This is a genomic window from Chryseobacterium sp. Marseille-Q8038 (assembly GCF_965111995.1).
On the sequence record NZ_CBCOPN010000001.1, the window covers coordinates 2,473,732 to 2,498,267 of the forward strand.

Annotated in this window: 22 protein-coding genes, 3 tRNA genes and 1 riboswitch; of the genes, 12 read left to right on the forward strand and 13 right to left on the reverse strand. The window is 36.3% G+C overall.

Features of this window, described 5'->3' with window-relative positions:
• Window positions 1-2 precede the first annotated feature (2 nt).
• The 8 genes from ACWPWS_RS11465 to ACWPWS_RS11500 form a co-directional block, all read right to left on the reverse strand.
• Window positions 3-524 (reverse strand): DUF4269 domain-containing protein, encoded by a 522-nt coding sequence (locus ACWPWS_RS11465; RefSeq protein WP_454046570.1) that lies wholly within the window; start codon window positions 522-524, stop codon window positions 3-5.
• A complete protein-coding gene (locus ACWPWS_RS11470; RefSeq protein ID WP_454046571.1) occupies window positions 525-1,475 on the reverse strand; it encodes a GSCFA domain-containing protein in 951 nt (316 codons plus the stop codon).
• A gap of 73 nt (window positions 1,476-1,548) precedes the next feature.
• Window positions 1,549-2,520, reverse strand: a complete 972-nt coding sequence (locus ACWPWS_RS11475; RefSeq protein WP_034697588.1) for a polyprenyl synthetase family protein — start codon at window positions 2,518-2,520, stop codon at window positions 1,549-1,551.
• A gap of 89 nt (window positions 2,521-2,609) precedes the next feature.
• Window positions 2,610-3,383: a GLPGLI family protein gene (locus ACWPWS_RS11480; RefSeq protein ID WP_454046572.1), complete on the reverse strand. Its 774-nt coding sequence runs from the start codon at window positions 3,381-3,383 to the stop codon at window positions 2,610-2,612.
• A 49-nt stretch (window positions 3,384-3,432) separates the two neighbouring features.
• The gene (locus ACWPWS_RS11485; protein ID WP_454046573.1) at window positions 3,433-3,696 is read right to left on the reverse strand and encodes a hypothetical protein; all 264 of its coding nucleotides are present in this window, start codon (window positions 3,694-3,696) and stop codon (window positions 3,433-3,435) included.
• Window positions 3,697-3,956: 260 nt separating this feature from the next.
• Window positions 3,957-5,099 (reverse strand): inorganic phosphate transporter, encoded by a 1,143-nt coding sequence (locus ACWPWS_RS11490; RefSeq protein WP_309513656.1) that lies wholly within the window; start codon window positions 5,097-5,099, stop codon window positions 3,957-3,959.
• A gap of 12 nt (window positions 5,100-5,111) precedes the next feature.
• Window positions 5,112-5,750, reverse strand: a complete 639-nt coding sequence (locus ACWPWS_RS11495) for a DUF47 domain-containing protein (RefSeq protein WP_027374906.1) — start codon at window positions 5,748-5,750, stop codon at window positions 5,112-5,114.
• A 151-nt stretch (window positions 5,751-5,901) separates the two neighbouring features.
• Window positions 5,902-7,608 carry a DEAD/DEAH box helicase gene (locus tag ACWPWS_RS11500; RefSeq protein ID WP_209785684.1) on the reverse strand — a complete coding sequence of 569 codons (1,707 nt, stop codon included), beginning with the start codon at window positions 7,606-7,608 and terminating at the stop codon, window positions 5,902-5,904.
• A gap of 227 nt (window positions 7,609-7,835) precedes the next feature.
• Here ACWPWS_RS11500 and ACWPWS_RS11505 point away from each other — a divergent pair, with 227 nt between their 5' ends.
• The 7 genes from ACWPWS_RS11505 (at window position 7,836) to ACWPWS_RS11535 (ending at window position 15,825) form a co-directional block, all read left to right on the forward strand.
• Window positions 7,836-9,146, forward strand: a complete 1,311-nt coding sequence (locus ACWPWS_RS11505) for a TolC family protein (protein WP_454046574.1) — start codon at window positions 7,836-7,838, stop codon at window positions 9,144-9,146.
• A gap of 3 nt (window positions 9,147-9,149) precedes the next feature.
• Window positions 9,150-10,415, forward strand: a complete 1,266-nt coding sequence (locus tag ACWPWS_RS11510) for an efflux RND transporter periplasmic adaptor subunit (protein ID WP_454046575.1) — start codon at window positions 9,150-9,152, stop codon at window positions 10,413-10,415.
• A gap of 72 nt (window positions 10,416-10,487) precedes the next feature.
• Window positions 10,488-11,237 carry an ABC transporter ATP-binding protein gene (locus ACWPWS_RS11515; protein WP_209785687.1) on the forward strand — a complete coding sequence of 250 codons (750 nt, stop codon included), beginning with the start codon at window positions 10,488-10,490 and terminating at the stop codon, window positions 11,235-11,237.
• Window positions 11,238-11,257: 20 nt separating this feature from the next.
• Entirely contained in the window at window positions 11,258-12,487 is a 1,230-nt protein-coding gene (locus ACWPWS_RS11520) for an ABC transporter permease (protein WP_454046576.1), read from the forward strand.
• Window positions 12,488-12,591: 104 nt separating this feature from the next.
• Window positions 12,592-13,257 (forward strand): DUF2461 domain-containing protein, encoded by a 666-nt coding sequence (locus tag ACWPWS_RS11525; RefSeq protein WP_454046577.1) that lies wholly within the window; start codon window positions 12,592-12,594, stop codon window positions 13,255-13,257.
• 264 nt (window positions 13,258-13,521) lie between these two features.
• Window positions 13,522-14,316, forward strand: coding sequence for an FkbM family methyltransferase (locus ACWPWS_RS11530; protein WP_454046578.1), 795 nt, complete (start codon window positions 13,522-13,524; stop codon window positions 14,314-14,316).
• Window positions 14,317-14,325: 9 nt separating this feature from the next.
• A complete protein-coding gene (locus ACWPWS_RS11535; protein ID WP_454046579.1) occupies window positions 14,326-15,825 on the forward strand; it encodes a lipopolysaccharide biosynthesis protein in 1,500 nt (499 codons plus the stop codon).
• 21 nt (window positions 15,826-15,846) lie between these two features.
• Here the strand turns inward: ACWPWS_RS11535 and ACWPWS_RS11540 are convergent, their stop codons facing one another.
• The 4 genes from ACWPWS_RS11540 to ACWPWS_RS11555 all read right to left on the reverse strand — a co-directional run bounded on the left by ACWPWS_RS11540 (window position 15,847) and on the right by ACWPWS_RS11555 (window position 20,451).
• On the reverse strand, window positions 15,847-16,887 hold the full coding sequence (locus ACWPWS_RS11540; RefSeq protein ID WP_454046580.1) for a hypothetical protein: 1,041 nt from the start codon (window positions 16,885-16,887) through the stop codon (window positions 15,847-15,849).
• 122 nt (window positions 16,888-17,009) lie between these two features.
• Window positions 17,010-17,936, reverse strand: a complete 927-nt coding sequence (locus tag ACWPWS_RS11545) for a glycosyltransferase (RefSeq protein ID WP_454046581.1) — start codon at window positions 17,934-17,936, stop codon at window positions 17,010-17,012.
• Between the two features lie 16 nt (window positions 17,937-17,952).
• The gene (aspA, locus tag ACWPWS_RS11550) at window positions 17,953-19,353 is read right to left on the reverse strand and encodes an aspartate ammonia-lyase (protein WP_034700201.1); all 1,401 of its coding nucleotides are present in this window, start codon (window positions 19,351-19,353) and stop codon (window positions 17,953-17,955) included.
• A gap of 72 nt (window positions 19,354-19,425) precedes the next feature.
• Window positions 19,426-20,451 carry an N-acetylmuramoyl-L-alanine amidase gene (locus tag ACWPWS_RS11555; protein WP_454046582.1) on the reverse strand — a complete coding sequence of 342 codons (1,026 nt, stop codon included), beginning with the start codon at window positions 20,449-20,451 and terminating at the stop codon, window positions 19,426-19,428.
• A gap of 135 nt (window positions 20,452-20,586) precedes the next feature.
• On the opposite strand from ACWPWS_RS11555, the gene ACWPWS_RS11560 reads away from it, so the two are divergent.
• The 3 genes from ACWPWS_RS11560 (at window position 20,587) to ACWPWS_RS11570 (ending at window position 20,869) form a co-directional block, all read left to right on the forward strand.
• A tRNA-Ser gene (locus ACWPWS_RS11560) sits at window positions 20,587-20,671 on the forward strand.
• A gap of 17 nt (window positions 20,672-20,688) precedes the next feature.
• Window positions 20,689-20,763: transfer RNA gene (locus ACWPWS_RS11565), tRNA-Pro, on the forward strand.
• 32 nt (window positions 20,764-20,795) lie between these two features.
• A tRNA-Arg gene (locus ACWPWS_RS11570) sits at window positions 20,796-20,869 on the forward strand.
• Between the two features lie 139 nt (window positions 20,870-21,008).
• Here ACWPWS_RS11570 and ACWPWS_RS11575 read toward each other — a convergent pair.
• Window positions 21,009-21,572 (reverse strand): hypothetical protein, encoded by a 564-nt coding sequence (locus tag ACWPWS_RS11575; protein ID WP_454046583.1) that lies wholly within the window; start codon window positions 21,570-21,572, stop codon window positions 21,009-21,011.
• 248 nt (window positions 21,573-21,820) lie between these two features.
• Window positions 21,821-22,013, forward strand: a riboswitch (cobalamin riboswitch).
• 445 nt (window positions 22,014-22,458) lie between these two features.
• Here ACWPWS_RS11575 and prpB point away from each other — a divergent pair.
• Entirely contained in the window at window positions 22,459-23,367 is a 909-nt protein-coding gene (gene prpB, locus ACWPWS_RS11580; protein ID WP_454046584.1) for a methylisocitrate lyase, read from the forward strand.
• Window positions 23,354-24,508: a bifunctional 2-methylcitrate synthase/citrate synthase gene (gene prpC, locus ACWPWS_RS11585; RefSeq protein ID WP_105683787.1), complete on the forward strand. Its 1,155-nt coding sequence runs from the start codon at window positions 23,354-23,356 to the stop codon at window positions 24,506-24,508. Before prpB ends, prpC begins: the two co-directional genes overlap by 14 nt.
• Window positions 24,509-24,536 lie beyond the last annotated feature (28 nt).

Here is a 24,536-nt window from a genome sequence, read left to right on the forward strand (position 1 = left end):
ATTTAAAATTTCAATAGATCTTCATAGGGATTTTCAAGTCCCAGCAATATTCCGAAAGCGGGTTCTGTCTTTATTCCCTGGTTTTTAAGTTCTATTATTTTTTGTTTAAATTCTTCTCCTTTTTCCTGTAATATTTTGTATTCAGCCATCATATGAAGATAAGCATTTTGCTGTATTGTAGGTTTATTCTGTCCGAAAATTTCGATGGGAAACCCTTCCAGCATAAAATTCAAGGTAATGCATTTTTCACCGTTTATAATCGGATATTCAACGTCTGCGTCTTGAGGGATAAGCTGACAAAATAGTAAATCATCCAGAAAATCTTGTTCATATTGTAAATCCACTTCGAAAATAAGATCCAGATCACTTCCTTTGATGTCAATTTCTATAGGAACAGTTCCCGCTAAAATGGGAGAATAGTCCTTCATTTTCTCAAAAACGTGATACTTTGTCAGAATTTCGTAAGCTTTTCTCTGTCTTTCATTACCTGTTTTGAGATAATCAATTTTGGTAAAATCACGCATTTAAAATATTTTATGTTTTACCTTTTTACGCTGAACTTCGATTCTTTGATCCAGCTTTTCTCTGAATTCAATAAACTTTGGATCTTTTTTGTCACTCGTCTTATGTTCCAGCGCTTTGATAATCTTAAAATTTTCTTTGATAAAATTCTGAGTTTCTCCTGAAAAATAAGCATTCCCGAATTTTTCAAAAATATAATTAACCGCCTGTGTGCTGGGATGAATCATATCTTCTTTATAAAAACGGTAATCCCTGAGGTCATCCATTAAAATTTCGTAGACAGGCAGGTAATGACAGTCTTCGAGCATCGAAATAGATTCATGGATCGCAGTAATCAGTTTAGACTTGCTTAACTGGTTTTCCACCATTCCATCTTTTGTATGCCTTACAGGTGAAACGGTGAACAAAATCTGTACACCTTCTTTACAAATATCTTTAAGATCAAGAATTGTTTGATAAATGGAGCCTGTAAGCTCCTGATGGGAAAGCAGTCTTTTTTCAAAAAACTTTTGAGGGATTTTGTGACAGTTGGCCACCAGTTTTTTCTTGGGAAGAAATTCATAAATAAATGAAGATCCGTAGGTGATAATAATCCAGTCGGCTTCCTGAAGAAAGGCATTTCCCGCTTCAATGGCTCCATTAATCTTATCTAAGGTCTGATGAATATAACGGGTATCAAAACTGGTGTGATGATCCAGAGAAATATATTCTTCATTATAGGTAATCAACTCCTCTTCTTCATAAAATGCGGAATCATGTAATCTATTGACCGCATAATTGATGGAAAAAGGGTTAAAAATGGTCCCAAAAGGGTTATTTAAAGTCTGAAGTTGCCCGTCTTGCAGTAAATCCGTCATTTCAGAGGCAAAGCACGAACCTATTGAAAATATTTTATCTTCAATTTCAATTTTCTTTTCTGATGCAGGAATATCAACTTCTGTTCTGAATTTCATTTATAAGGGATTAGGATTTAGGTATTAGGGCTCAGGCTATCTAATTCCTAAGCCCTAATACCTATAACCTTATTTAACTTTCTCTTCTCAACAAATAATTTGCCAGTTCGATAAAAGGTTTTTTCTTTTCTTCCGGAACATCTATTTTCTGAAGATAGCTTTGTCCAATTTCATTATGCTTTTCAATCAGACGTAACGCTTTTTCATCTACTTTAGTTCTTCTGAAAATCTTTTCTACTCCATACACCTTATCCACATTTTCAGTCTTCTTGGAATACCAGTAATCCAGTTCTTTTCTTTCTTCATCCGTAGCATGTTCTCTTGCTAACAGATATAGAACAGTTTTCTTATTTTCGTAAATATCTCCGGCATGCTTTTTCCCAAACTGAGCCTGATCTCCGAATACATCAAGATAATCATCCATGATCTGGAATGCAATCCCGATATGCTTTCCGAAGTTGAAAATAGCTTTGGCATCTTTAAAATCTGCTCTTGCAATCAGAGCTCCGATTTCAAATGAAGACGCACTTAAAACTCCTGTTTTGTAAGTAATCATTCTGATATAATCATCAAAAGTAACATCCTTCTGAGTTTCAAAATTGATATCATACTGCTGTCCTTCACATAAAAGAAGTCCGGTGTGGGTAAATATTCTGATACATGCTTTGAAAATTTCTGGTTCAAGATCTTCAAAAAACTTATACGCTTTCAGCATCAGTCCGTCTCCGGAAAGAATTCCTACATTAAGACCATGTAAAGTATGAATGGTAGGTTTATTTCTTCTTAAAGGAGCTTCATCCATAATATCATCATGGATTAAGGTGAAGTTATGGAAGAATTCAATAGCCAATGCCGGTTTGATTGCCTGCTTTAGATCTCCACCGAACATATCACATGCCATTAGCACCATAATGGGACGAAGACGCTTTCCACCATGGGAAATAATATAATTCATCGGATCATAGAGCTCCGAAGGTTTATCTTTAAAAGTATATTTAGTGATGGCATCTGCAACAATCTGCTGGTATCTGTCTAAAAATTCCATAAAATCTTATAATTTGAACAAAAATACGATTTTTCGGGGCTTTATAAAACAAAAATCCTCATCGTTTTGATGAGGATTTTTATCATTATCTACTCTTCTAAAAAATTATTAAACTTATTCTTATTTTCATTAATCCTTTTTCTATATGCAGGAGTATTAATTTTACCTTGAGAAGGATCATTACTATATTCTTTACGTTTTGCCAAGTATTGATCTTTGGTAATTAATAGTCCTTTTTTATAGGATATAGGTAAATTTATTTTAGTTATAGAAAGAAGTTCAAAATTAAAGTATTGACTTTCATCATTGACCTTCAAAATTAATCCTGGAAGACCTTTAAATTTGTAAGGACCATCATTTATGGGTACATCATAAGTAAACCATGCAATATATGTTCTCCTACCCACTTTTGCCACAGCTTTTGTACATTTATATCCTTGAATAATTTTATTTGTCACGTTATCAATCTTCCAATGAATACCTTCTACATAGATTGTATAAAAATCTCTACCCAAATAATTCGATATATAAAGAGAATCATTATCCTTATAAACAGAATGTCTTACTTTTGATTGTAATAATTTGCCAGGCTCCACAATACTTCCTGTCTTTATTGCAGCATCTAATTGTTTTTTAAAACCATCTGAAAAGGCTTTATCATTTTCACTGTAGTAAAGAGACTTCTTACCATTAGTAAGCAGTATCATGGGCTCTGAAATAACGTTCTTGGCGTTTAAAGTATCTTCTAAATAGGAGAAGTTATATTTGACTTCTAATATAGAGAGGTTTTTCTCTTGCTTTGGAGTCTGACTTTTAAAAAGAATTAAAACAAAACAAAAAAATATATTGAAACTTCTTTTCATAAATAATAAGTGTAAAAAGATCTCCTAAACTACTTTAGTTTAGATCATATTAAACAGGTGGATTTTCATAACTAGTATGTCCACAATCCTGCTGATTATACATTTCCCATTCATTATTTACACAATCATATGTATCAAAATCAGTGTCAAGAATAGTTTGATAAGTAGTTCCACAAATAGTTTTTAACGTTATTAAATAACGGGTAAAAGCCTTCACGTTTTCAATATCTTCTTCTACTTTTTTAATTTCTAAGCTTTTGGCATTTACCCATCCAGTAATTCCAAATGCAGCTAATAAAATAATTTTTTTCATTTTGTTTTTTAAGTTTTTAAATTAGTAATATTGTTTAATGTCAAAAAAATTCACAAAACTTTTGTTGAATTTATAAAATAATCAAAACATAAAGCAATGAAAATCATAACAATACGAAATTTATACTAAACAAAATATAAACACATTCATCATAACAATAAATATCTTGTTTTTTAATTAATGATTTAAGTTTCAATAGGATAAAAACAAAAAACTTTGCCCAAACGGACAAAGTTTATATAATTATATGATTTGTTTTTTTAGAACAGGAAGGTTACCGTAAGATAGGTAATTGCTGCTACTATTGCAGAGATTGGAATGGTTAGAACCCAAGCCCAAAGCAAGCTTACTGTAATGCCCCATCTTACTGCTGAAATTCTTTTCGTTAATCCTACCCCGATAATAGAACCTGTGATCGTATGTGTAGTAGATACAGGAATACCGAAGTGGTCTGTGATGAATAAGGTAATAGCACCTGCAGTTTCTGCACTTACGCCTTCTAATGAAGTTACTTTCGTGATCTTCGTACCCATTGTTTTGATGATCTTCCAACCACCACTCATTGTTCCTAATGCAATGGCAATAAATGATACTAAAGGAACCCAGATATAATGCTGTGCAAAATAATCAAAACGTTCCGCAGAAGGAATATTCAAATATTGTGTATCCTGAAGCATATTAACGTGGTAATAAATTACCGCTGCTCCAATGATTCCCATTACTTTCTGAGCATCATTCAAACCGTGTCCTAAACTAAACAGTGCTGATGAAGCCAGCTGTAGTCTTTTGAAAGATTTGTCTGCTTTGTGAGGGTTTGATCTTTTATAAAGGTGTACAATAATCAATGTGATAATGATGGAGATAATCATCCCTATAATGGGTGCCATGAAAATGAACAGGAAGATAGGAATTACTTTATCAAACTTTACCACACCCTGTTGTGTTACCTGGCTGAAAGCTTCTTTAATGGTTTCCCACATTCCAAGCTCCGGTTGTGCTGCAGCTACATCATGATAATCCATCATGAAAGCGTGCATAAGAGCCGCTCCTAAGAAACCTCCGATCAGCGTATGTGATGATGATGAAGGAATTCCAAACCACCATGTTAAAAGGTTCCAGGCAATAGCAGCTATCAAACCGGAAAATATAACCTCAAGAGTGATAAAATTCTCATTAACTGTTTTGGCAATTGTATTACCAATTTTGAATTCTCCAATGATGTAAGCAGCAATAAAGAACGCTGCAAAGTTCCAAAGCGCCGCCCAAAGTACAGCCTGGAATGGAGTTAAAACTTTTGTAGAAACTATAGTTGCAATTGAGTTGGCAGCATCATGGAAACCATTGATATAATCGAAGATCAGAGCCAGCGCAATAATAACTATAAGTAAAATCGGAAATTCCATTTTTGCTATGTATTAGGCGTATTTAATCATGATGTTCTCGATTGTATTGGCAACATCTTCTGCTTTGTCTGTTACAATTTCAAGGTAGTTCAATACTGATGAAACTTTAATAATGTTGATGGCATCATTGGTTTCAAATAATTCTACCATTGAATTGGAAAGCAAATCGTCAGCAATATTCTCAATAGAGTTCACTTTAATACAAGCTTCTTTCACCTGTTCCATGTTTTTGAACCCTTTAAGGTTTTTCATCGCATTCTGAATTTCCAGACATGCTTTATGGATCAATAAAGAGAAGTCAGAATAGGCCTTCATCTCAGGTGATTTGTACAGGAAAATATATTTTGTGGATGCGTAGATATAATCAGCAATATCATCCAGTCCTGTTGCCAGTGTGTGGATATCCTCACGGTCAAAAGGTGTAATGAAGTTTTTGCCTAGTTCTACGAAGATTTCGTGAGTAAGCTCATCATTCTTGTGTTCGAAGTCGCTCATTTTCTTCAACATTGAATCGTCGTTAAGATCGAAATCCTTGATTCCTGTGTTGAATTCTTCTGACATTGCAACTAGATTTTCAGTTACTTTTTCGAAAAGTACAAAGAAGATTTTATCTTTTGGTTGAAAAGCGTGGAAAATATTACCAATTCCCATTTTTTAGTATTTATAATTCGTGTGCAAATTTCTTAAAAAAGGATTGCACGTGAAACTATATAACATTAAGTTTTGTTAACATTCGCTTACCCGTTGATTATCAAATAAAAAAACCGGCCTTGAGGCCGGTTTTGTATGGTATAAGGAGAGATTAGTTTGCTACTTCAGCTCTCATATCTTTTCCTTTGAACTTCATGGATTGAATATTGCTCAAAACATTGTCTTTGAACGATTTTTCAACTTCGAAGAAAGAGAACTTCTCCAGGATTTCAATATCACCGATTTCAGCTCTTTTCTTGCTTTTTCCGCCAGCAGTTGCTTTATTGATAATATCTAAAACATCAAGCTTCTTCAAATGGTCTTTTTTACCAAGGTTGAAGAAGAATCTTACCATGTTTTCATCTCTTCTTCTTGGCTTTCCACTACGCTCTCTGTCTCTTCCGCGTTCTCCTCTGTCTCTATCACGGCCTCTGTCTCTATCTCTGTCTCTATCACGTCCACGGTCTCTTCTTGAGAAATCATCATCTCTGCTGCTTAATTTCTGCTCAGCAAGATCATGCTTATCTTTGTAGTATAAAGCAAGGTCTTTCAACTGGAACTGTAGCAACTGGTGCACCAATTCTTCTTTTGTAAAGTTGCTTAGATCCGGGATTAAGCTATCGTCAAATTCGAAAAGATCTTCGTGCTCCGTCAATAATTTTTCGAATACACCCCCTACCTGAGCTTTGATAATATCTTCACCTGTAGGAATGAATTTTTCGTTGATTTCGATTTTAGTCGCAGATTTGATCTGTTTCAGTTTTCTGCTTTCTTCAGGCTTGATTAACGCCATAGAAATACCATCTTTTCCAGCTCTACCTGTTCTTCCGCTTCTGTGAACGAATACTTCAGGATCATCTGGTAAAGAGAAGTGGATAACGTGAGTAAGGGAGTTTACATCCAATCCTCTTGCTGCCACATCTGTAGCTACAAGAATATCAATGTTTTTCAGTCTGAATTTCTTCATTACCGTATCTCTCTGCGCCTGAGAAAGATCACCATGAAGAGCATCAGCTGCATACCCGTTCTGCATTAAGAAATCTGCTACCTCCTGAGTTTCCATTCTCGTTCTACAGAAGATAATGGAGTACTGATTAGGGTTAGCATCAATTAATCTTTTTAATGCTTCTTTTTTCTGACGGTATCCTACCACATAATATTCATGAGTAATGTTCTTCTTCACTTCGTTGATAGAACCTACTGAAATACGGTGTGGTTTTGTAAGATAATTTTTGGAAATTCTTTCCACTTCTTTATTCATCGTTGCAGAGAATAAGAAAGTTTGTTTTGTTTCCGGAGTTTCGCTTAGAATGGTTTCCAATTCATCCTTGAATCCCATAGAAAGCATTTCATCAGCTTCGTCTAATACTAACCAATGAATGGCAGAAAAGTCTAATGCCTTTCTGTTAATAAGATCAATTACTCTACCTGGAGTTCCCACAATGATTTGTGGTTTATCCTTCAAAGATCTCATTTGCTCTACGATACTACTTCCACCATAAACCGCAGTAGTTTTGATGTCTTTCATATACTTAGAGTAATTCTTTATGTCCTTCGAAATCTGAAGACATAATTCCCGTGTCGGACAAAGCACCAATAATTGGATTTTGCGACTCGTATCGTCAATCATATCCAAAATCGGAAGCGAAAACGCTGCTGTTTTGCCTGTCCCTGTCTGCGCAAGTGCGATCAAGTCGCGAATATCTGAAAGAATAAAAGGGATAGTCTGTTTTTGGATTTCTGTTGGGCTTTCGTAGCCCAGTTCGCCAATTGCCTTAAGGATATCAGGACTTAAATTGGTTTCCGTAAATAAATTCATTAACTATTTTAAAATTTTTGCAAAGATACAATAAATATTTGATTTGTTTTTGAACAAATTTTTAAATATCCAAACTTAAATTCACAATCCTTTAATATATTTTTAATTTTTGGAAAATTTAATCTAAAAAAACAAGCCTTAGGTTAAAAAGTTGTTAAACATTATTTTTTTTTATTAAATTGGATTAATTTTTTCTGTGTTATTTATGAATTTTCAAAAATAAAACCATGAAAAGCAAATTTTTCTTTTTGATATTCTCATGCATAGTCATTGAAATATTTGCCCAAACTCCCAATTATCCCAATACTTGGACTCTGGAAAATTGCATTGCATATGCAAAGGAGAATAATATTTCTATTCATTCTCTCAGACTTTCAAAAAATTCTACCTACCAGGATCTCCTTCAGGCAAAAGAAGCAAAATATCCCAGCTTAAGCGGAACTGTTTCACAAGGACTTTTTGCGCTCAACGGAAGTGACGGCCTTCACATGACGGGAGCACCCTCTCAAAGCATCGGAGCCAATTCTTCTATGACGCTTTATCATGCTGACTATATTAAAAATAATGAAACTTCAAAGAATCTCCTGGTACAGATGGCCGATCTGTCTGTACAGGAATCCGAAAACAATATCACCCTGAATATCACTCAGGCCTATCTGAATATTCTGATGAATCAGGAAAATATAACTTCTCTTGAAAATGTTTTGAAAACAACCCAAACACAATTAAAGCAAGGAGATCAGCTCTACAAAGCAGGAAGTCTTTCCAAATTAAATTACCTTCAGATTCAGTCTCAGGTAGCCCAGGATCAGTACAATCTGACAGCAGCTCAAAATAACCTGCGAACCAATACGGTGAATTTAAAACAAATCCTTCAGCTGCCTTCAAATTATGATTTCCAGATTGTAAAACCTGACAGTATTATCGTAGACAATCAATTGAAAACCCTTGAAGATGTCCAGAATCTGGCACAAAATCAGCGTCCGGAAATAAAATACAGCGAACTGAATGTTGAAAATTCCAATACCAATCTGAAAATGGCTAAGGCATCCATCCAGCCTACTTTAAGCCTGTCAGGAAATATTTCCACCAATTATTCCAACGGAAACGGAAATTATTTTAACCAGCTGGGAAACAATTTTTACATGCCTATTGGTTTAAGCCTTGGAATTCCGATTTACAATAACAGAATCTATAAAACACAGATTGAGAAATCAAAAATTGCTATAGAACAGGCCAATCTTGATTTACAAAATACCAAAACAATTCTTAATCAACAGATAGAACAATCTTATATCAATCTTCAGAATGCCCTTTCACAGTATGACTCTGCTAAAACACAAATGGACATCAGCCAACAGAGTTATGATATTGTAAATGCCCAGATGAAAATCGGAAGCATTGATTATGTTCAGCTTCAGCAACAACGACTGCTTTATATTCAGTCTGTTCAGAATTTTCTTCAGGCGAAATACACCGCAGTTCTCAATAAACAGATCTACGAATTTTACGCAGGTAACCCTATAAATCTAAAGTAAGCTATGAAAACAAAGAATAAAAAATGGTTGTACTGGGTTGTGGGTGGTATTATTACCCTTGGAGCAGTCTGGTTTTTCTTCATCAGAGAAAAAGAAGTAAAAATTCAGCTGGAAACAGTAAACCCTGAAATGGGAGAAATCTCAAATTCAATTACGGCTACCGGAACCATTCAGCCTGTAGATACAGTGGCAGTGGGTACTCAGGTATCAGGAATCATTAAAAATATTTATGTGGATTTCAATTCTACTGTGAAAAAAGGGGAATTACTGGCTACTTTAGATCCGGATTTACTTCAGTACCAGTCACAGCAGATCAAAGCCAATCTGCAAAACGCAAAAAGTAATCTGGCTTATAACGAAATCAATATCAACAGACAGTCACAACTGTACAAAGTGGGTGCAATCAGCAAAGCGGATTATGACGTCGCCACCAATCAATACAATGCTGCAAAGGCGCAGGTAGGTTCAGTGAATGCTCAGCTTTCCACCGCCAATAAAAATCTGTCGTTAACTAATATTTATTCTCCAATTGACGGAACTGTACTCAACCGGAATGTGAGTGAAGGGCAAACAGTAGCTTCAAGCTTCAGTACTCCTACCCTCTTCAGTATTGCCAAGGATCTTACCAAAATGAGGGTGCGTGCCTCAGTAGATGAGGCTGATATCGGAAATGTAAAAGTAGGCCAGAAAGCCACATTTACAGTGGATGCTTTTCCGGATGAGACTTTTGACGGTCAGGTTTCAGAAGTTCGTCTTCATCCTACCGTTTCATCGAATGTTGTGAATTACACCACCATTATCAACGCTGATAACTCCAGTTTAAAGCTAAAGCCGGGAATGACCGCCAATATTACAATTTACACTGAGGTTTTAAATAATGCCATGAAGATTCCGGTAGCAGCAACCAGCTTCAGGCCAGATAGTTTAATTATCAAAAAATATAAAATAAATTCTCCGTTTGCCAATGGTAAAAAACATGAAAAAGGACAAGGGAAGAAACAAAATAAAGGAAGTGAGAACAAGAACGAAGCGGCAGTTTGGATCGTTGCGAAAGACAGCACAATCTCCCGTAAAAAGATAAAAACAGGAATGGATAATGACACCGAAATACAGGTTGTTTCAGGGTTAAATAAAAATGACAATATCATTACCGGCTACAAAGTTTTGTCTAAAAAATCTTCCGGAGGACAAACCAAAAGCCCATTCATGCCTCAAAGAAGAGGTAGTGGAAACAACAGAAACAGCGGTGGCGGCGGCGGACCGAGATAATTCAAATCAATCCTAAACAACTAGCAACTAGCAACTAGCAACTAGCAACTAGCAAACCTAAAAACAAAAGTCATGACGGAGAAAATTCTGGAGATTACAGATCTGAAAAGAGAATTCAGGATGGGCGAAGAAATTGTTCATGCTCTGAAAGGTGTAACATTTACGGTAGAGAGAGGAGAATTTGTGACTATTATGGGAAGCAGCGGCTCCGGAAAATCTACGTTACTTAATATCATTGGCTGCCTGGATAAACCTTCTGGCGGAGATTATATTCTGGATGGGGTTAATATTAAAAATCTTGACCGTGATGAACTTGCTGTTCTCAGAAATCAAAAAATAGGTTTTGTGTTTCAGTCTTATAATCTTCTTCCCAGAACTACAGCCAAAGAAAATGTAGAACTGCCGCTTCTCTACAATTCAAAAATATCTACAGAAGAGCGCCACAAAAGAGCTATACAGGCTTTGACATCTGTAAAACTTGAGAGCAGGATTGATCATCTTCCCAATCAGATGTCTGGAGGACAGCAGCAAAGAGTCGCTATTGCCAGAGCTTTGGTGAATGAACCTGTAATGATTCTGGCTGATGAAGCTACAGGAAATCTGGATACCAGAACTTCCTATGAAATTATGGCTCTGATGCAGGATCTGCACCATCAGGGACGAACGATCGTTTTTGTAACCCACGAACCTGACATTGCCACTTTCAGCAGCAGAACAGTAACCCTTCGGGATGGAAAAGTCATCAAAGATGTCAAAAATGATCATATAAAGTCTGCCAAAGAAGCTCTGGAAAACCTTCCCGTAAATGATGATTATAATTAGTTAACTAAAAACGTAGTACAATGAACCTCTCCAACCTCTTCAGAATTGCCTGGAAAGCCCTTTTACGGAATAAGCTTCGTGCATTTTTAACCATGCTCGGTATTATTATCGGGGTGGCTTCAGTGATTGCAATGACCGCTATTGGAGAAGGTTCAAAAAAAAGTATCAGTGACCAGCTTTCTTCTATGGGCTCAAATATGATCACCATACGCCCGTCAAGTAATATAAATGTTTCCGGTGGAGCAAGAATTGGTGCTTCGGGATTACAGACCCTGAGACCTCAGGATGCAGATGCCATTTCAAAAGGAGCTCCGGATGTTTCCTACGTCTCCCCTGCAGTACAAACCAACGGACAGTCTATCAACGGAGCAAACAACTGGCCGACTCAATTACAGGGAGTGAACGAAGAATATTTCAGCATCAGAGACTGGAGCATTGCAGAAGGTAATCTTTTCACCAAAAAGGATGTAACATCTTCTAACAAAGTCTGTCTTTTAGGGCAAACTGTTTATAATAATTTATTTCCCAACGGGGAAGATGCCGTAGGAAGTATCATCAGATTTAATAAAGTTCCTATGAAAGTGATTGGAATTCTGGCTTCAAAAGGTTCCAATGCATTCGGGCAGGATCAGGATGATGTGATCATCGCTCCGTTCAATACCGTTCAGAGAAGATTTTTAGGAATCACGTATGTTCAAACTATTTATGCCGCTTCTTCGAATGAAAACACGTCACAACAGGCTACAGACCAAGTTTCTGAGATTTTAAGAAAACAGCATAAACTTCCTGCTGACGGAAGCAATGATGATTTCAGTGTGAGAACCCAGGCTGAACTTATCTCTACCATGAGTTCTACCAGCCAGCTACTGACCGTACTTTTATCGGCAATCGCAGGCATTTCCCTTATTGTAGGAGGCATCGGAATCATGAATATCATGTATGTCTCAGTAACGGAACGAACCAAAGAAATAGGGCTGAGAATGTCTATTGGTGCAAGAGGAAAAGATATTTTATACCAGTTTCTTATTGAAGCGGTACTCATCAGTATCACTGGAGGAATCCTTGGAGTACTTTTAGGGATACTATCTTCAGAACTGGTCACTTTTTTCCTCTCATGGCCAACTTTTATTACAGAATCTTCAATTATAGTTTCCTTCATTGTCTGTGCAGTGACCGGAGTATTTTTCGGATATTATCCAGCGTTGAAAGCGTCAAAACTTGATCCTATTGAAGCATTGAGATATGAATAGTTTTTGTAAATTTGATTTGTGAGATTCGGGTTGCGAGGTTTCGGGATCCGAGGTTGAAAAGCCTTTATCAATCTCACTTAACATCCAAAAACACCTCACACCATATGTCTGCAAGCATTTCTTCAAAAACATTTGATTTTTTAAAAAAATTAACTGAAAACAATAACCGCGAATGGTTTACTGAAAACAAAAACCTGTACACAGAATCTCAGCAAAATGTGGTTTCATTTTTAGATGAACTGATTAAGGAGATGTCCGGTTTTGATGAAGAACTTGCAAAAATAGACAGTAAAAAAGCCCTGTTCAGAATTTATAGAGACACCCGTTTTTCAAAAGATAAATCTCCTTATAAAACCAATTTCGGAGCTTCTCTGGGAATGGGAAAAGGCAATCAGAAAGGAGGCTATTATCTTCACATGGAACCCGGAAAATCTTTTTTAGCAGGAGGAATTTACATGCCCGAATCTTCTGTTCTGAAAGAAGTGCGTAAAGAGATTTCATTATACGGAGATGATTTTCTTAAAATTCTCAACCATAAAGATTTTAAAAAACATTTTCCTGAGCTTGATCAGGACGACAAACTGAAGAAAATCCCTCAAGGTTTTGAAAAGGAAGATCCTATGGGAGAATATCTTAAACTTAAAAACTTTATTGTGGTATATTCATTGAAAGATGAGGAAATACTGGACAAAAATGCAGTGAAAAATATGAGCAAAGTTTTCAAGCTCATGAAACCTTTAAATGACTTCCTGAATACTCCTTTTCTTTAATGCACAGGATCAATTTTCCCCACAGATAACACAGATTTTCACAGATAATCTGTAATATTCTTCCGACGCTCCATCTTTATTGGATGTTTTAACATGGCGTTCAGAGGATACAGATGTCTGACAAATTTAAAATAATTAAAAACCAACCGGTTACAAAAACAGAAACGAAGGATATTTGTTGAAAATCAGCGCATTATAATTAACATTTTTTTAAGAAAAGTTTTACATTTTTACGTATCTTTGCTGTTCGCCAAAAAGCTTACAATGTCTTTATACCAAAAAATTGCAGAGAAACTACAATACATAAGCCCGAATTTCTACAAAAAAAGATATTTTAAAACTTTAAATAATCTTAATAAAAATAATTTTTCGGAACGTAATGTAGAACCGGAACTGGTATGGATTAAACAATACCTTTCTAAAAATGCTGTAATTCTGGATATTGGTGCGAATGTAGGAACTTTCCTTTATCAGCTGGAAAATACATTAAACCATGATCATATTTATGGTTTTGAACCTAATAAAAAGCTTTACCGACGATTGAAAAGGCTGTTTCCGGCAATGCACATCTTTCCTCTGGCTCTTTCTGATGAAAACAGAATAGCAGAATTCAAAGTACCGATTATTAACGGAAAAACAATTGCTTCCCGCGGTACATTAAACACTTCTTACAAAGAAAAAGGAGAAGAGAAAAGTTACACAGAGAAAGTAAAAGTGATAAAACTGGATGAATGGGCTGCACTGGAACACTTCAACAGATTAGACTTTATCAAAATAGACGTTGAAGGAAACGAAATAAAAACCCTTGTGGGGGCGCGAGAAACCATCAGACAATTTAAGCCAACTTTAATGGTCGAAATGGAACAAAGACACCACCAAACCCCTATATGGAATGAGATTTCTGAAGTGATGAGCTGGGGATATGATGCCCAATATCTGAACAGAAACAGCTTTACCCTGGAAAATCTTACAGAAGATATCATTACACAAAATACAAACGACGAAAAAAATAAAACTCAGTACATCAACAATATTATTTTTATACCTAAAAACAATTAAAACGACTTTATGAGTGTAGTAGCGAGACAAGGCTTCAAATATTCCATTATCGGTTATATTGGTTTTTTGCTGGGCACCGTTTCCGCAATATTCATATTTCCGAATGATTTTGAATTTTACGGAAAGCTGCGCTACATTCTTCCGACGGCTGAGATGCTGGTTCCCTTTGTTGTATTGGGTATCTCCTATTCGAATGTAAAGTTTTTTCACACCGTGGAAAAGGATGGTAAAAAACAGAATATGCTGTCATTGTCACTGCTGACGGTTTTTATCAACTTTCTTATTTTCACCGTTGTATTTTTCATACTTCCTTATTTTTATCCAAAGTTCAGGCATTCTGAGGCATGGAAGATCAAAGAAATGATTCTTCCACTGATTTTAATTCTTTCATTTTGTGCCATTTTCAATAAATATACATCCAATTATAAAAGAATTGTGGTTTCCAATATTTTCGATAATCTGTTTCCGAAAATAGCCAATCTGGGAGCGTTTTGTCTCTTTTTCTTTGCTTTATCGCAGAATATTACAGCTGCTACATCACAGACCATTGCATATGCTTTCTTTTTTGGAATTTTCTTTTTAATGCTTTTGGGGTATATCTATTACACGAACAAACTGGAAAAGATTCAGCTGGATTTCAATACAGGTTACTTCAAAAAAAATGACTTCTGGAAAGAATTTTTCAATTACAGTTTCTTTGGATTTTTGGGTACTTTTGGAAATTATCTGGCGATCAACAGCTTTATGATTGGAGAATTTATGGGAATGGAAGAAGTAGGAATTTATTCTGTTCTGTATGCTCTGATCTCATTGATTTCTATTCCACAACTTGGATTATTTAATATTTCGGCACCTATCATCAACAAAACGCTGGCAGACGGAGATATGGTAGAGCTGGACAGATTCCACAAAAAGACATCTTTAACCCTATATTTCCTTGGAGCCGTTTTATTCTCGTGTATCATGGTGGGATTCCCTTACCTGACGCAATTCATGCCAAAGAACGGAATCATGCTGAGAGAATATGAGCCTGTAGTCTGGATCTGGGGTTCTGCAGTATTGATAGACCTTGCAACAGGATTTAACGGGAATATTATTTCGCTTTCAAAATATTACAGATTCAATATTCTGGTCATGCTTTTACTGGCCGGACTTACTATCGGACTTAACTATTACTTCATTAAGAATACAGATCTTAAATTGATTGGAATTGCTTTATCTACAGCGATTTCCCTTACCATTTACAATGTTGTAAAAATCATTTTCAATTATATTGTATTTAAAGTTTCTCCTTTAAGTATTGAAATGATTTTTGTCTCTATCATCTGCACGCTGGCCATTACAGTAGCCATTGTCCTTCCGAACTTCGACAGCAATCTGCTGAATCTCGTTTACAAACCAGCTGTTGTTCTGATACTCATTTATGTAGGAAATTATTTCACAAAAATATTCCCGATTGAAGACTATCTGAATATGAGGTTTATTAAGAGTGTATTTAAGATTAAATAAGCTATTTTAAGGCAAAGAAAATCAGATTAGACCCTGTAAGAATTGTTCCATTTTCTGTTGAACTTCTTTCTTGCTATAGGTTGTATAAAAATCAAACGGAGTGTCTGAAAGTACCTTTAACTGCTCAAGAATATTTTCTTTTTCAGGAATAATAAAGTCAGTTTTTGAAGGGTAATTTTTTGGGAAAATAGCCAGTTTTCCATACGCTATGGCATCACCAAGGTTTCCCGTCATTTTAGTTTGCCCATAAGCTTCCTTCATGCTGAAAAACTCTGTATCCTGCTGAATCGGACACCACAAAACATCTGCTTTCTGCATCCATTTCTCAAAGTCTTCTGAAGAAACTCTTTCAGAAAAATAGGTAATATCAATATTTTCAGGGCATTTTTCAGACAGATTTTCAAGTTGTTTTAATTCATGTCCGCTGGCTTTTCCCAGGAATATAAATTTACAAGATTGATCTGTATGCAGATTCTGAATCGTTTCAAAAATATAAGCATAATCTCTTCTTTTCTGTGAAACGCCACCAGGGATTACCACGACAAGATTTTCATTTTTTGTCTTGTTAAAATCTCTGGTATAGAACAGCGGTAAAAGCTGATATCTCTCTGAAATCAAAGCAGCATCCAGTACGAAAAGAGATCTTGATGCCTGATAAACTTTGGTTTTGTAGAATAGTCCTTCCTTCAGCCATAATTTCAGTCTGAAAATAACATCTCCTTTGAAAACACTTTTCATCAGATCCAGCTTTGAAGCTTTTATAAAATTAAGATTATGAGCAATGACTGCCGTGTTGTACTTTCTGGTTATGGCTAAAAATGTATTGAAATAGCGATGAACTGTACCTATTACCACCAGATCATATCCCTTCCCTTTCAGCTGATCAAGAATCATAGAACTGTCTGATAAAAACACCGCTTCATCACTATGACTGATCTGATCTTTGATTCTTTTTGAAAAATAATAGTCTACTGCAAAATCCTGAGACCCTTTCATAATATCCATGAAAGCCTGAGCAATTTCTGCGTGCGTGTCTATTTCTATGTAAGCTATTTTTTTCACAGGTTGGCGAGAGTTATATCTTAGGTTTTGGCTAAAGCCAATGGAATCTTTATTTTTTTGTTAAACGGCTCTTAAAACCCGTTTCTATTGATGAACATTTACAACGTATAAAAAATCATTTTCTACATCTTCAGCCATTTCTTTTTCAACATTTTCCAACGTTGATCATTAACCGCTTTTTGTTCTTCTTTAGTAATTTTAAGCTCCAGTTTCTTTGATCTGCAACTCTCATAAGATTTGATAATATCAAAGAAAAATGAAGCAGATTTGCTTTTCATGGCTTCTTTGGAAGAGGCAATATAAGCCAGAAACCTGTTCAGTCCCAGGAAATAAAAATACCTTCCATAATAATCTGCCGGACGTATGGTGTAATCAGCTCCTTTTACTTTAATCAGTTTCACATGAAGCTCCGGAAGCACCACTTCTTTCCATCCCAGATTATCGAGTAATATGGAATCAATATTATCCCAGCCCAATGTTTCCCTTAAACCACCGATCTGAACAAAACATTCTTTACGGTAAGCTTTCATAGGGCCTCTTACGTGATGTTTATTGGAATTCCCTTCATACACCCAGTTTCCGTCTTTTTCAATATACAGAAGTCCTCCTACCAGCCCATATTCAGGGTTCTTGGCGAAAGCAGTTTCTACTGCTGTCAGATAATTTTCCGGAAGGATGATATCGGCATCAAACTTACAGATGATATCAAACTCAGCCATAGATTGGGTCTGAAGTCCGTTTTTAAAAGCATGAACCACTTTAGATCCCGGCTGATGTTCAGATTTCTGAAGGTTAACGGTTTCAAAACGGGAATCAGTTTCGGTATATTTCCGGATGATTTCAGGTGTTTTGTCTGTAGAACCATCGTTTACCACCACTACTTTAAAATCTTTACAGCTTTGCTGTTGTAAAGAATCAAGAGTAAACGGGAGGTTGTCTTCTTCGTTATGGGCAGGAATTATAATTAAAAACCTCACGGAATTATAAATGATTAATGATGAGTGATCAATGATAAGAAGCTTTTTAGGATATCTGTTATCATTGATCATTCATCGTTGATAGGATTTATTTGTTATGCGGTTTCAGCATGTTTTTCGGATCAAGGATTTCATCCAGTTTTTCCTGAGAAAGAATTCCTTTTTCAAGAACAAGGTTGTAAACGCTTTTTCCAGTTTCCAATGCTTCTTTTGCAATCTGTGTAGACTGTTTGTACCCGATATAAGGGTTCAATGCTGTTACAATACCGATGCTGTGTTTCACCATATTCAGGCAAATTTCTTTATTGGCAGTAATTCCTACCACACACTTGTCACGAAGGGTATCTAAGGCATTGCAAAGGAAGTTGATATTTTCCATAATAGCATGAGAAAGTACCGGTTCCATTACATTCAGCTGTAATTGTCCTGCTTCTGCAGCAAAAGTTACGGTAAGATCATTTCCGAATACTTTGAAACAAACCTGGTTTACCACTTCCGGAATCACCGGATTTACTTTACCTGGCATGATAGAAGATCCTGGCTGCATTGGTGGAAGATTGATTTCAAAAAGACCTGCTCTTGGACCTGATGAAAGTAATCTTAAATCGTTACAGATTTTTGACAATTTCACGGCAAGACGTTTTGTTGCTGAAGAGTAGATTACGTAAGATCCTGTATCAGGAGTAGCTTCTACTAAATCCGGAGCTGAAACAATCGGAAATCCTGTAATCTGAGCTAAGTTTTTAGCACAAAGAGTGGCATATCCTACCGGAGCGTTTAATCCTGTTCCGATAGCCGTTGCGCCCATGTTTACTTCTACGAAAAGGTTTGCATTGTTATTCAATTTAGAAATATCCTCTTCCAAAGTAGCAGCATAGGCTTCAAACTCCTGTCCCAAAGTCATTGGAACGGCATCCTGAAGCTGTGTACGTCCCATTTTGATAACATCGTGAAACTCCTGTCCTTTGGCGCGGAAAGCGGTAATAATCCTTTCCAGTTTTTCTACCAGTCCGATATTCATCTGAAGCAATCCCATTTTGATTGCTGTAGGGTAAGCATCATTGGTAGACTGAGAAAGATTGATATGATCATTAGGTGAACAGAATTCGTATTCTCCTTTATTTTTTCCTAATTTTTCCAATACGATATTGGCAATCACTTCATTGGCATTCATGTTGATGGAAGTTCCTGCTCCACCCTGAATCATATCTACCGGAAACTGCTCATGATATTTCCCTTCTACAATTTCATCACACGCTTCTGCTATTTTAAAATACAGGTTTTCGTCTAGAAGCCCTAGTTCATAATTGGTTTTAGCAGCTGCTTTTTTTACAAAAGCCAATCCTTTTATGAAATCCGGATAAGAAGACAAAAGCTGTCCTGAAATTTTAAAATTGTTGATAGCTCTTTGTGTCTGAACCCCATAATAAGCATCTAAAGGCACATTCAGTTCGCCTAATAGATCACTTTCTTTTCTGAAATTTTCCATTACAGATATTTTACTGTTTTTGATCGTTTAAAGATAGCAAAAACGCATCTAACCGATGCGCTTTAATTTGAATTATTTTACTGGATATTTTTGATTTAAAGCTTGTAGTGTTGCCCATGTTTCGGCATCCATGATTCCGTCATAATTTTGTGGACGGAAGTGGTACTGGAATGCTTCAATGGTTTTCTTCGTAGCATCATCCCAGGTTCCGTTAGGCTCCAATCCGTATCCAAATTTCTGCAATGAAGTCTGAATAAGGAAAATAAAGCTGGATTCATTATATCTTGCCGTAATGTCTGCCTGTGCTGCCTCAAGATAAGTTTGCTTGGCTGCTTCATCATACCACATTCCAATCTGGTATTCGTCATATAACTTTTTCCATGGGAACATAGGCCCCGGATCCTGTTTTCTTGTAGGAGCAATATCTGAATGAGCAAGTACATAATTAGGCTGAATCTGATATCTTGTTACAATATCTTTAACCAGTGCTGCCACTTTTCTTATCTGTTCATCACTAAAAGGAGCAAAGGTTCTTTTACCTGCACTATCTGTAGTATAACCTGCATTTACAATTTCAATCCCAATAGAAGTATCGTTGAGATTCTTGTCATTTCTCCATGAACTTACTCCTGCATGGTATGCTCTTTTGTTTTCATCTACCAACTGATAGATTTCATTATCTCCTGTATTATTTACGAGATAATGAGCGCTCACCGCCTGCTGGGTAAGAACGGTAATAGATTTATCATCCGGAATTGCGGTATAATGTAATATCAGATAACGTTGCCTGAAATTTTGAGCAACCGCAGGAAAATAAGTCTTTACCACTTTATAGCCACCTGGTTTTGCAGATACAATAGAACCATAACTTATCGTATTATCATTTTTTGTTGGGTCTGCTATATTAGTAGTAAAAAAATCTACTCCATGATCAGAAACTACTTTTGGTTTTGGAGCCACCGGAGGGGTTACCTTAACCGTTGGTTTCGCCTGTGTTATTGGGGTTTTCGGTTTGTATGTATTTTTTTTTACATTTTGTTGAGAAGTACAAGAAAAAACGAATGTGCTTAATCCGATGATATATAATGTCTTACGCATCAGTTTGGTTTTTGAATGATTTATTACTTCAAAAATACACAAAATTTTCTTGAATTTTATTTGGTAAATAAAGAAATCTGTTCTATATTTGCACTCGCAATAACGGAACAACGATCATTAAAAAATAAACAAAAAGGAGGGTTGCCAGAGTGGTTAATGGAGCAGTTTGCTAAACTGTCGACGCGAAAGTGTCGCAAGGGTTCGAATCCCTTACCCTCCGCTGTTTTTTTATATATTCGGGGCGTAGCGTAGTCCGGTCATCGCGCCTGGTTTGGGACCAGGAGGTCGCAGGTTCGAATCCTGCCGCCCCGACTGTTTTAGTAGTTTTCTCAAAACTACTCAATGGGTGCGTAGCTCAGCTGGATAGAGCATCTGCCTTCTAAGCAGACGGTCAAAGGTTCGAATCCTTTCGCGCTCACTTAAAGACTTACTGGAAACAGTGAGTCTTTTTTTGTGTTTACTCTTAATCAAAAATCTTTTTATAGCTCACAAAATAGAGCATCCCGATTTATAATCGGGACGGCAAAGGTTCGAATCCTTTCGCGCTCACAAAAAATTTATAATTCGAAATATTGCCCCAACCATTCATCAAAATGTTCTTTATGCTTATCCTGAGCAGCTTTAATCAATAAGTCAGGTTCTTCAATCTGGCTTAGCCCATAATCTCCTTTCATCCAGGCTAAATATTCACTTAACCCTTCACTCTCTTCATAATCATCTTCCTCTTTATAAAAATAAGCCTCATCAAACCCTACTGAAATTTCATTGTCAAAAGTGAGCAGATGCAAAAACTGCAGTATATTTTCAGCCACAATGTGAACACCGCCTTCATCCCCAAAAACAACCACAGGCATTTTATTTAAAGGCTGCTCTACTCCGTTATTCCAAATGGCATAGAAGGAACCGGAACCATTCGCCTGTGCAAAAGGCAGTAAACTATTCAGAAAACTTTCATCCTCACTCCAGCTTTTTAATCCGGATTTATCATCAATTAAAACACCAAAACCTTGTGAATAATTTTCATACGAGGAAATAGTATTCTGAAAGTAGATCAATTTTTCCAGTTCTACCGGAATTTCCTGCAGATTCAAGTTTTGTTTAAATTTTGTAATTTCTACCATGGTCAATTATATTCGGTTAATAAGATTTATAAAATGAAAATAGAACAGCAAATTTATTAACTATCTTTAATTTTATGGTCATATTTTATATTAATTTAACAACACAAACAAGCTGTTCTACTCCCAAAACATAGATTACAACTAAAACATTTTCAATACATTAAATTAAAAAAACTATTGATTACATAAAATATCTTTTTCGTTATTATAAAATACTTATATTTACCACCAAGGAGTTCTTAAAACCTTCTTTATCAACCGAAACTGGTTACACTTAGCTGTGTATTAAAAGGGAATCGTGTGTAAATCACGAACTGTCGCGCAACTGTAAGTAACATACAAAAAGTTTTTATCAATTGATATCCACTGTATATTTTTTATATGGGAAGGATGATAAAAACAGTTACAAGTCAGGAGACCTGCCTATTTCGTATTGACGATGCTTTCGCGATTTGAAGCTTACAGTCAGGTATGATGCGATATGGATATAGTACGATAACTTTTTTATCAAACTGTGTTATTTTTTGAGATGAATATGAGCGTACGTTGCGTACTTCTCATGATTCTGTAGCTCATTCGTATCCCCTTTCCGTAATTTTTCTTTCTTAATAAAGCACCGCGAAGTTTACAGAGAACTTTTTATAGGATTTAATCAATGTAAAAAGGGATAAGGTGTACCAAAGCAATTTTAATTATTCGTGGAGTTTCAACAGGTTTATTTTACAAACCTGTACAATCAGAGTTTCTCAAAATTCCCAACATCTGCACAATGGGAAAATTTCTCAACTCCTTTCCTACTTTTTACTTTTTACTCAAAAGCGATGTCTTTACAGCTCTTCCGCTTCTTTAATGATAAACAAATTTCAACTCAACAATAAATATTATAATGATCAAAAATGAAAATTGGAAGTCGCCCGGCTTAAAATTCCGGGAGGCTATGGAAAAAGAAAATCCCCTTCAGATTGTTGGAGCCATCAATGCAAACCATGCATTATTGGCACAGCAGGCTGGTTTTAATGCCATCTATCTTTCAGGAGGAGGTGTTGCTGCAGGGTCTTTAGGAATTCCTGATTTAGGAATTACAACTCTGGATGATGTACTCATAGATGTTCAGCGTATTACTAATATTTGTGATTTACCACTTTTGGTAGATATTGATACAGGATTTGGGCCTTCTGCTTTTAATGTTGCCCGAACGATAAAATCATTAATCAAAGCCGGAGCTGCTGCCATTCACATTGAAGATCAGGTGGGCGCAAAACGTTGCGGACACCGCCCCGGAAAAGAAATCGTAAGCAAAGAGGAAATGGTGGACCGGATTAAAGCCGCAGCAGATGCCCGTACTGATGAAAATTTTGTGATCGGAGCCAGAACAGATGCTTTTGCCAGTGAAGGACTGGAAAAAACACTAGAAAGGGCCATCGCTTATAAAGAAGCCGGTGCAGATTTCATTTTTGCTGAAGCAGTTCCTGATTTAAGCTTTTATCAAAAATTTGTTGATGCTACTGGGATTCCTGTACTAGCCAATATCACGGAATTTGGAATGATCAAAATGTACACTGTAGAAGAACTGAAAAATGCAGGTGTAGGACTCGTCCTCTACCCTCTTTCTGCCTTCAGAGCTGCCAATAAAGCTGCACAGAATGTATACCAACATATCCGTAAAGACGGAACACAAGCCAATGTGCTAGCTACAATGCAGACAAGAGAAGAACTCTATCAAAGTATTGGCTACCACGATTATGAACAAAAATTAGATAACCTTTTTAAACAAAATACTCATGTCAACGAATAGCGAACCAACATTTAAGCCTAAAAAAAGCGTAGCACTTTCCGGAGTAACAGCAGGTAATACCGCTCTTTGCAGTGTAGGAAAAAGTGGAAATGATCTCCATTACAGAGGTTATGATATATTGGATCTTGCAGAGAGAGCACAATTTGAAGAAGTTGCTTACCTGCTTATTTATGGTCAGCTGCCCACTGAAGCTCAACTCAAAAACTATAAAGCAAAATTAAAATCATTGAGAGGCCTTCCTCACTCTGTAAGAAATATTTTAAAAAGTATTCCGGCAGCTGCCCACCCAATGGATGTCATGCGTTCAATGGTTTCAGCAATTGGAAGTATTCAGCCGGAAAAAGATGATCACAATGTAGCCGGAGCAAGAGATATTGCAGATAAATTATTAGCATCATTCAGTTCCGGGCTTTTATACTGGTATCACTATACCCACAATGGTAAAGAAATCAATGTAGAGACTGATGATGATACTATTGGCGGACATTTCCTTCACCTTTTACATGGTAAAAAAGCTCCTGATTCATGGGTGAAAGCAATGGAAATTTCCCTTAATCTGTATGCCGAACATGAGTTTAATGCTTCTACTTTCACCGCACGTGTCATTGCCGGAACCTCATCAGACTTTTATTCCTGTATCACAGGGGCTATCGGTGCTTTGAGAGGCCCTAAACATGGGGGAGCCAATGAAGTGGCTTTTGAGATCCAGAGCCGATACAATTCTCCTGATGAGGCAGAAGAAGATATCAGAAAACGTATTGCCAACAAAGAAGTAATTATAGGATTCGGACATCCTGTTTATACCCTGTCAGACCCAAGAAATGTAGTCATTAAAAAAGTAGCTAAAGAACTTTCCGAAGAAGCCGGAGACATGCTGTTGTATAATATCGCTGAAAGGCTGGAAACTGTGATGTGGGAAGAAAAGAAAATGTTCCCTAATCTGGACTGGTTCTCCGCAGTATCTTATCACCTGATGGGAGTTCCTACCCTGATGTTTACTCCACTATTTGTGATTTCAAGAGTCACAGGATGGAGCGCACACATTATTGAACAAAGACAGGATGGGAAAATTATCCGTCCAAGTGCCAATTATACAGGTCCTGAAAATAAAGACTTTGTATCTATCGAAAATAGAAAATAAAAAATCAATTCATAATTAAACTAAAAAA

Bases quoted from the DNA above. Each gene is read 5' to 3' on its own strand.
- ACWPWS_RS11465 (WP_454046570.1), bottom strand. From the start codon at position 524: ATGCGTGATTTTACCAAAATTGATTATCTCAAAACAGGTAATGAAAGA.
- ACWPWS_RS11470 (WP_454046571.1), bottom strand. From the start codon at position 1,475: ATGAAATTCAGAACAGAAGTTGATATTCCTGCATCAGAAAAGAAAATT.
- ACWPWS_RS11475 (WP_034697588.1), bottom strand. From the start codon at position 2,520: ATGGAATTTTTAGACAGATACCAGCAGATTGTTGCAGATGCCATCACT.
- ACWPWS_RS11480 (WP_454046572.1), bottom strand. From the start codon at position 3,383: ATGAAAAGAAGTTTCAATATATTTTTTTGTTTTGTTTTAATTCTTTTT.
- ACWPWS_RS11485 (WP_454046573.1), bottom strand. From the start codon at position 3,696: ATGAAAAAAATTATTTTATTAGCTGCATTTGGAATTACTGGATGGGTA.
- ACWPWS_RS11490 (WP_309513656.1), bottom strand. From the start codon at position 5,099: ATGGAATTTCCGATTTTACTTATAGTTATTATTGCGCTGGCTCTGATC.
- ACWPWS_RS11495 (WP_027374906.1), bottom strand. From the start codon at position 5,750: ATGGGAATTGGTAATATTTTCCACGCTTTTCAACCAAAAGATAAAATC.
- ACWPWS_RS11500 (WP_209785684.1), bottom strand. From the start codon at position 7,608: ATGAATTTATTTACGGAAACCAATTTAAGTCCTGATATCCTTAAGGCA.
- ACWPWS_RS11505 (WP_454046574.1), top strand. From the start codon at position 7,836: ATGAAAAGCAAATTTTTCTTTTTGATATTCTCATGCATAGTCATTGAA.
- ACWPWS_RS11510 (WP_454046575.1), top strand. From the start codon at position 9,150: ATGAAAACAAAGAATAAAAAATGGTTGTACTGGGTTGTGGGTGGTATT.
- ACWPWS_RS11515 (WP_209785687.1), top strand. From the start codon at position 10,488: ATGACGGAGAAAATTCTGGAGATTACAGATCTGAAAAGAGAATTCAGG.
- ACWPWS_RS11520 (WP_454046576.1), top strand. From the start codon at position 11,258: ATGAACCTCTCCAACCTCTTCAGAATTGCCTGGAAAGCCCTTTTACGG.
- ACWPWS_RS11525 (WP_454046577.1), top strand. From the start codon at position 12,592: ATGTCTGCAAGCATTTCTTCAAAAACATTTGATTTTTTAAAAAAATTA.
- ACWPWS_RS11530 (WP_454046578.1), top strand. From the start codon at position 13,522: ATGTCTTTATACCAAAAAATTGCAGAGAAACTACAATACATAAGCCCG.
- ACWPWS_RS11535 (WP_454046579.1), top strand. From the start codon at position 14,326: ATGAGTGTAGTAGCGAGACAAGGCTTCAAATATTCCATTATCGGTTAT.
- ACWPWS_RS11545 (WP_454046581.1), bottom strand. From the start codon at position 17,936: ATGATCAATGATAACAGATATCCTAAAAAGCTTCTTATCATTGATCAC.
- aspA (WP_034700201.1), bottom strand. From the start codon at position 19,353: ATGGAAAATTTCAGAAAAGAAAGTGATCTATTAGGCGAACTGAATGTG.
- ACWPWS_RS11555 (WP_454046582.1), bottom strand. From the start codon at position 20,451: ATGCGTAAGACATTATATATCATCGGATTAAGCACATTCGTTTTTTCT.
- ACWPWS_RS11575 (WP_454046583.1), bottom strand. From the start codon at position 21,572: ATGGTAGAAATTACAAAATTTAAACAAAACTTGAATCTGCAGGAAATT.
- prpB (WP_454046584.1), top strand. From the start codon at position 22,459: ATGATCAAAAATGAAAATTGGAAGTCGCCCGGCTTAAAATTCCGGGAG.
- prpC (WP_105683787.1), top strand. From the start codon at position 23,354: ATGTCAACGAATAGCGAACCAACATTTAAGCCTAAAAAAAGCGTAGCA.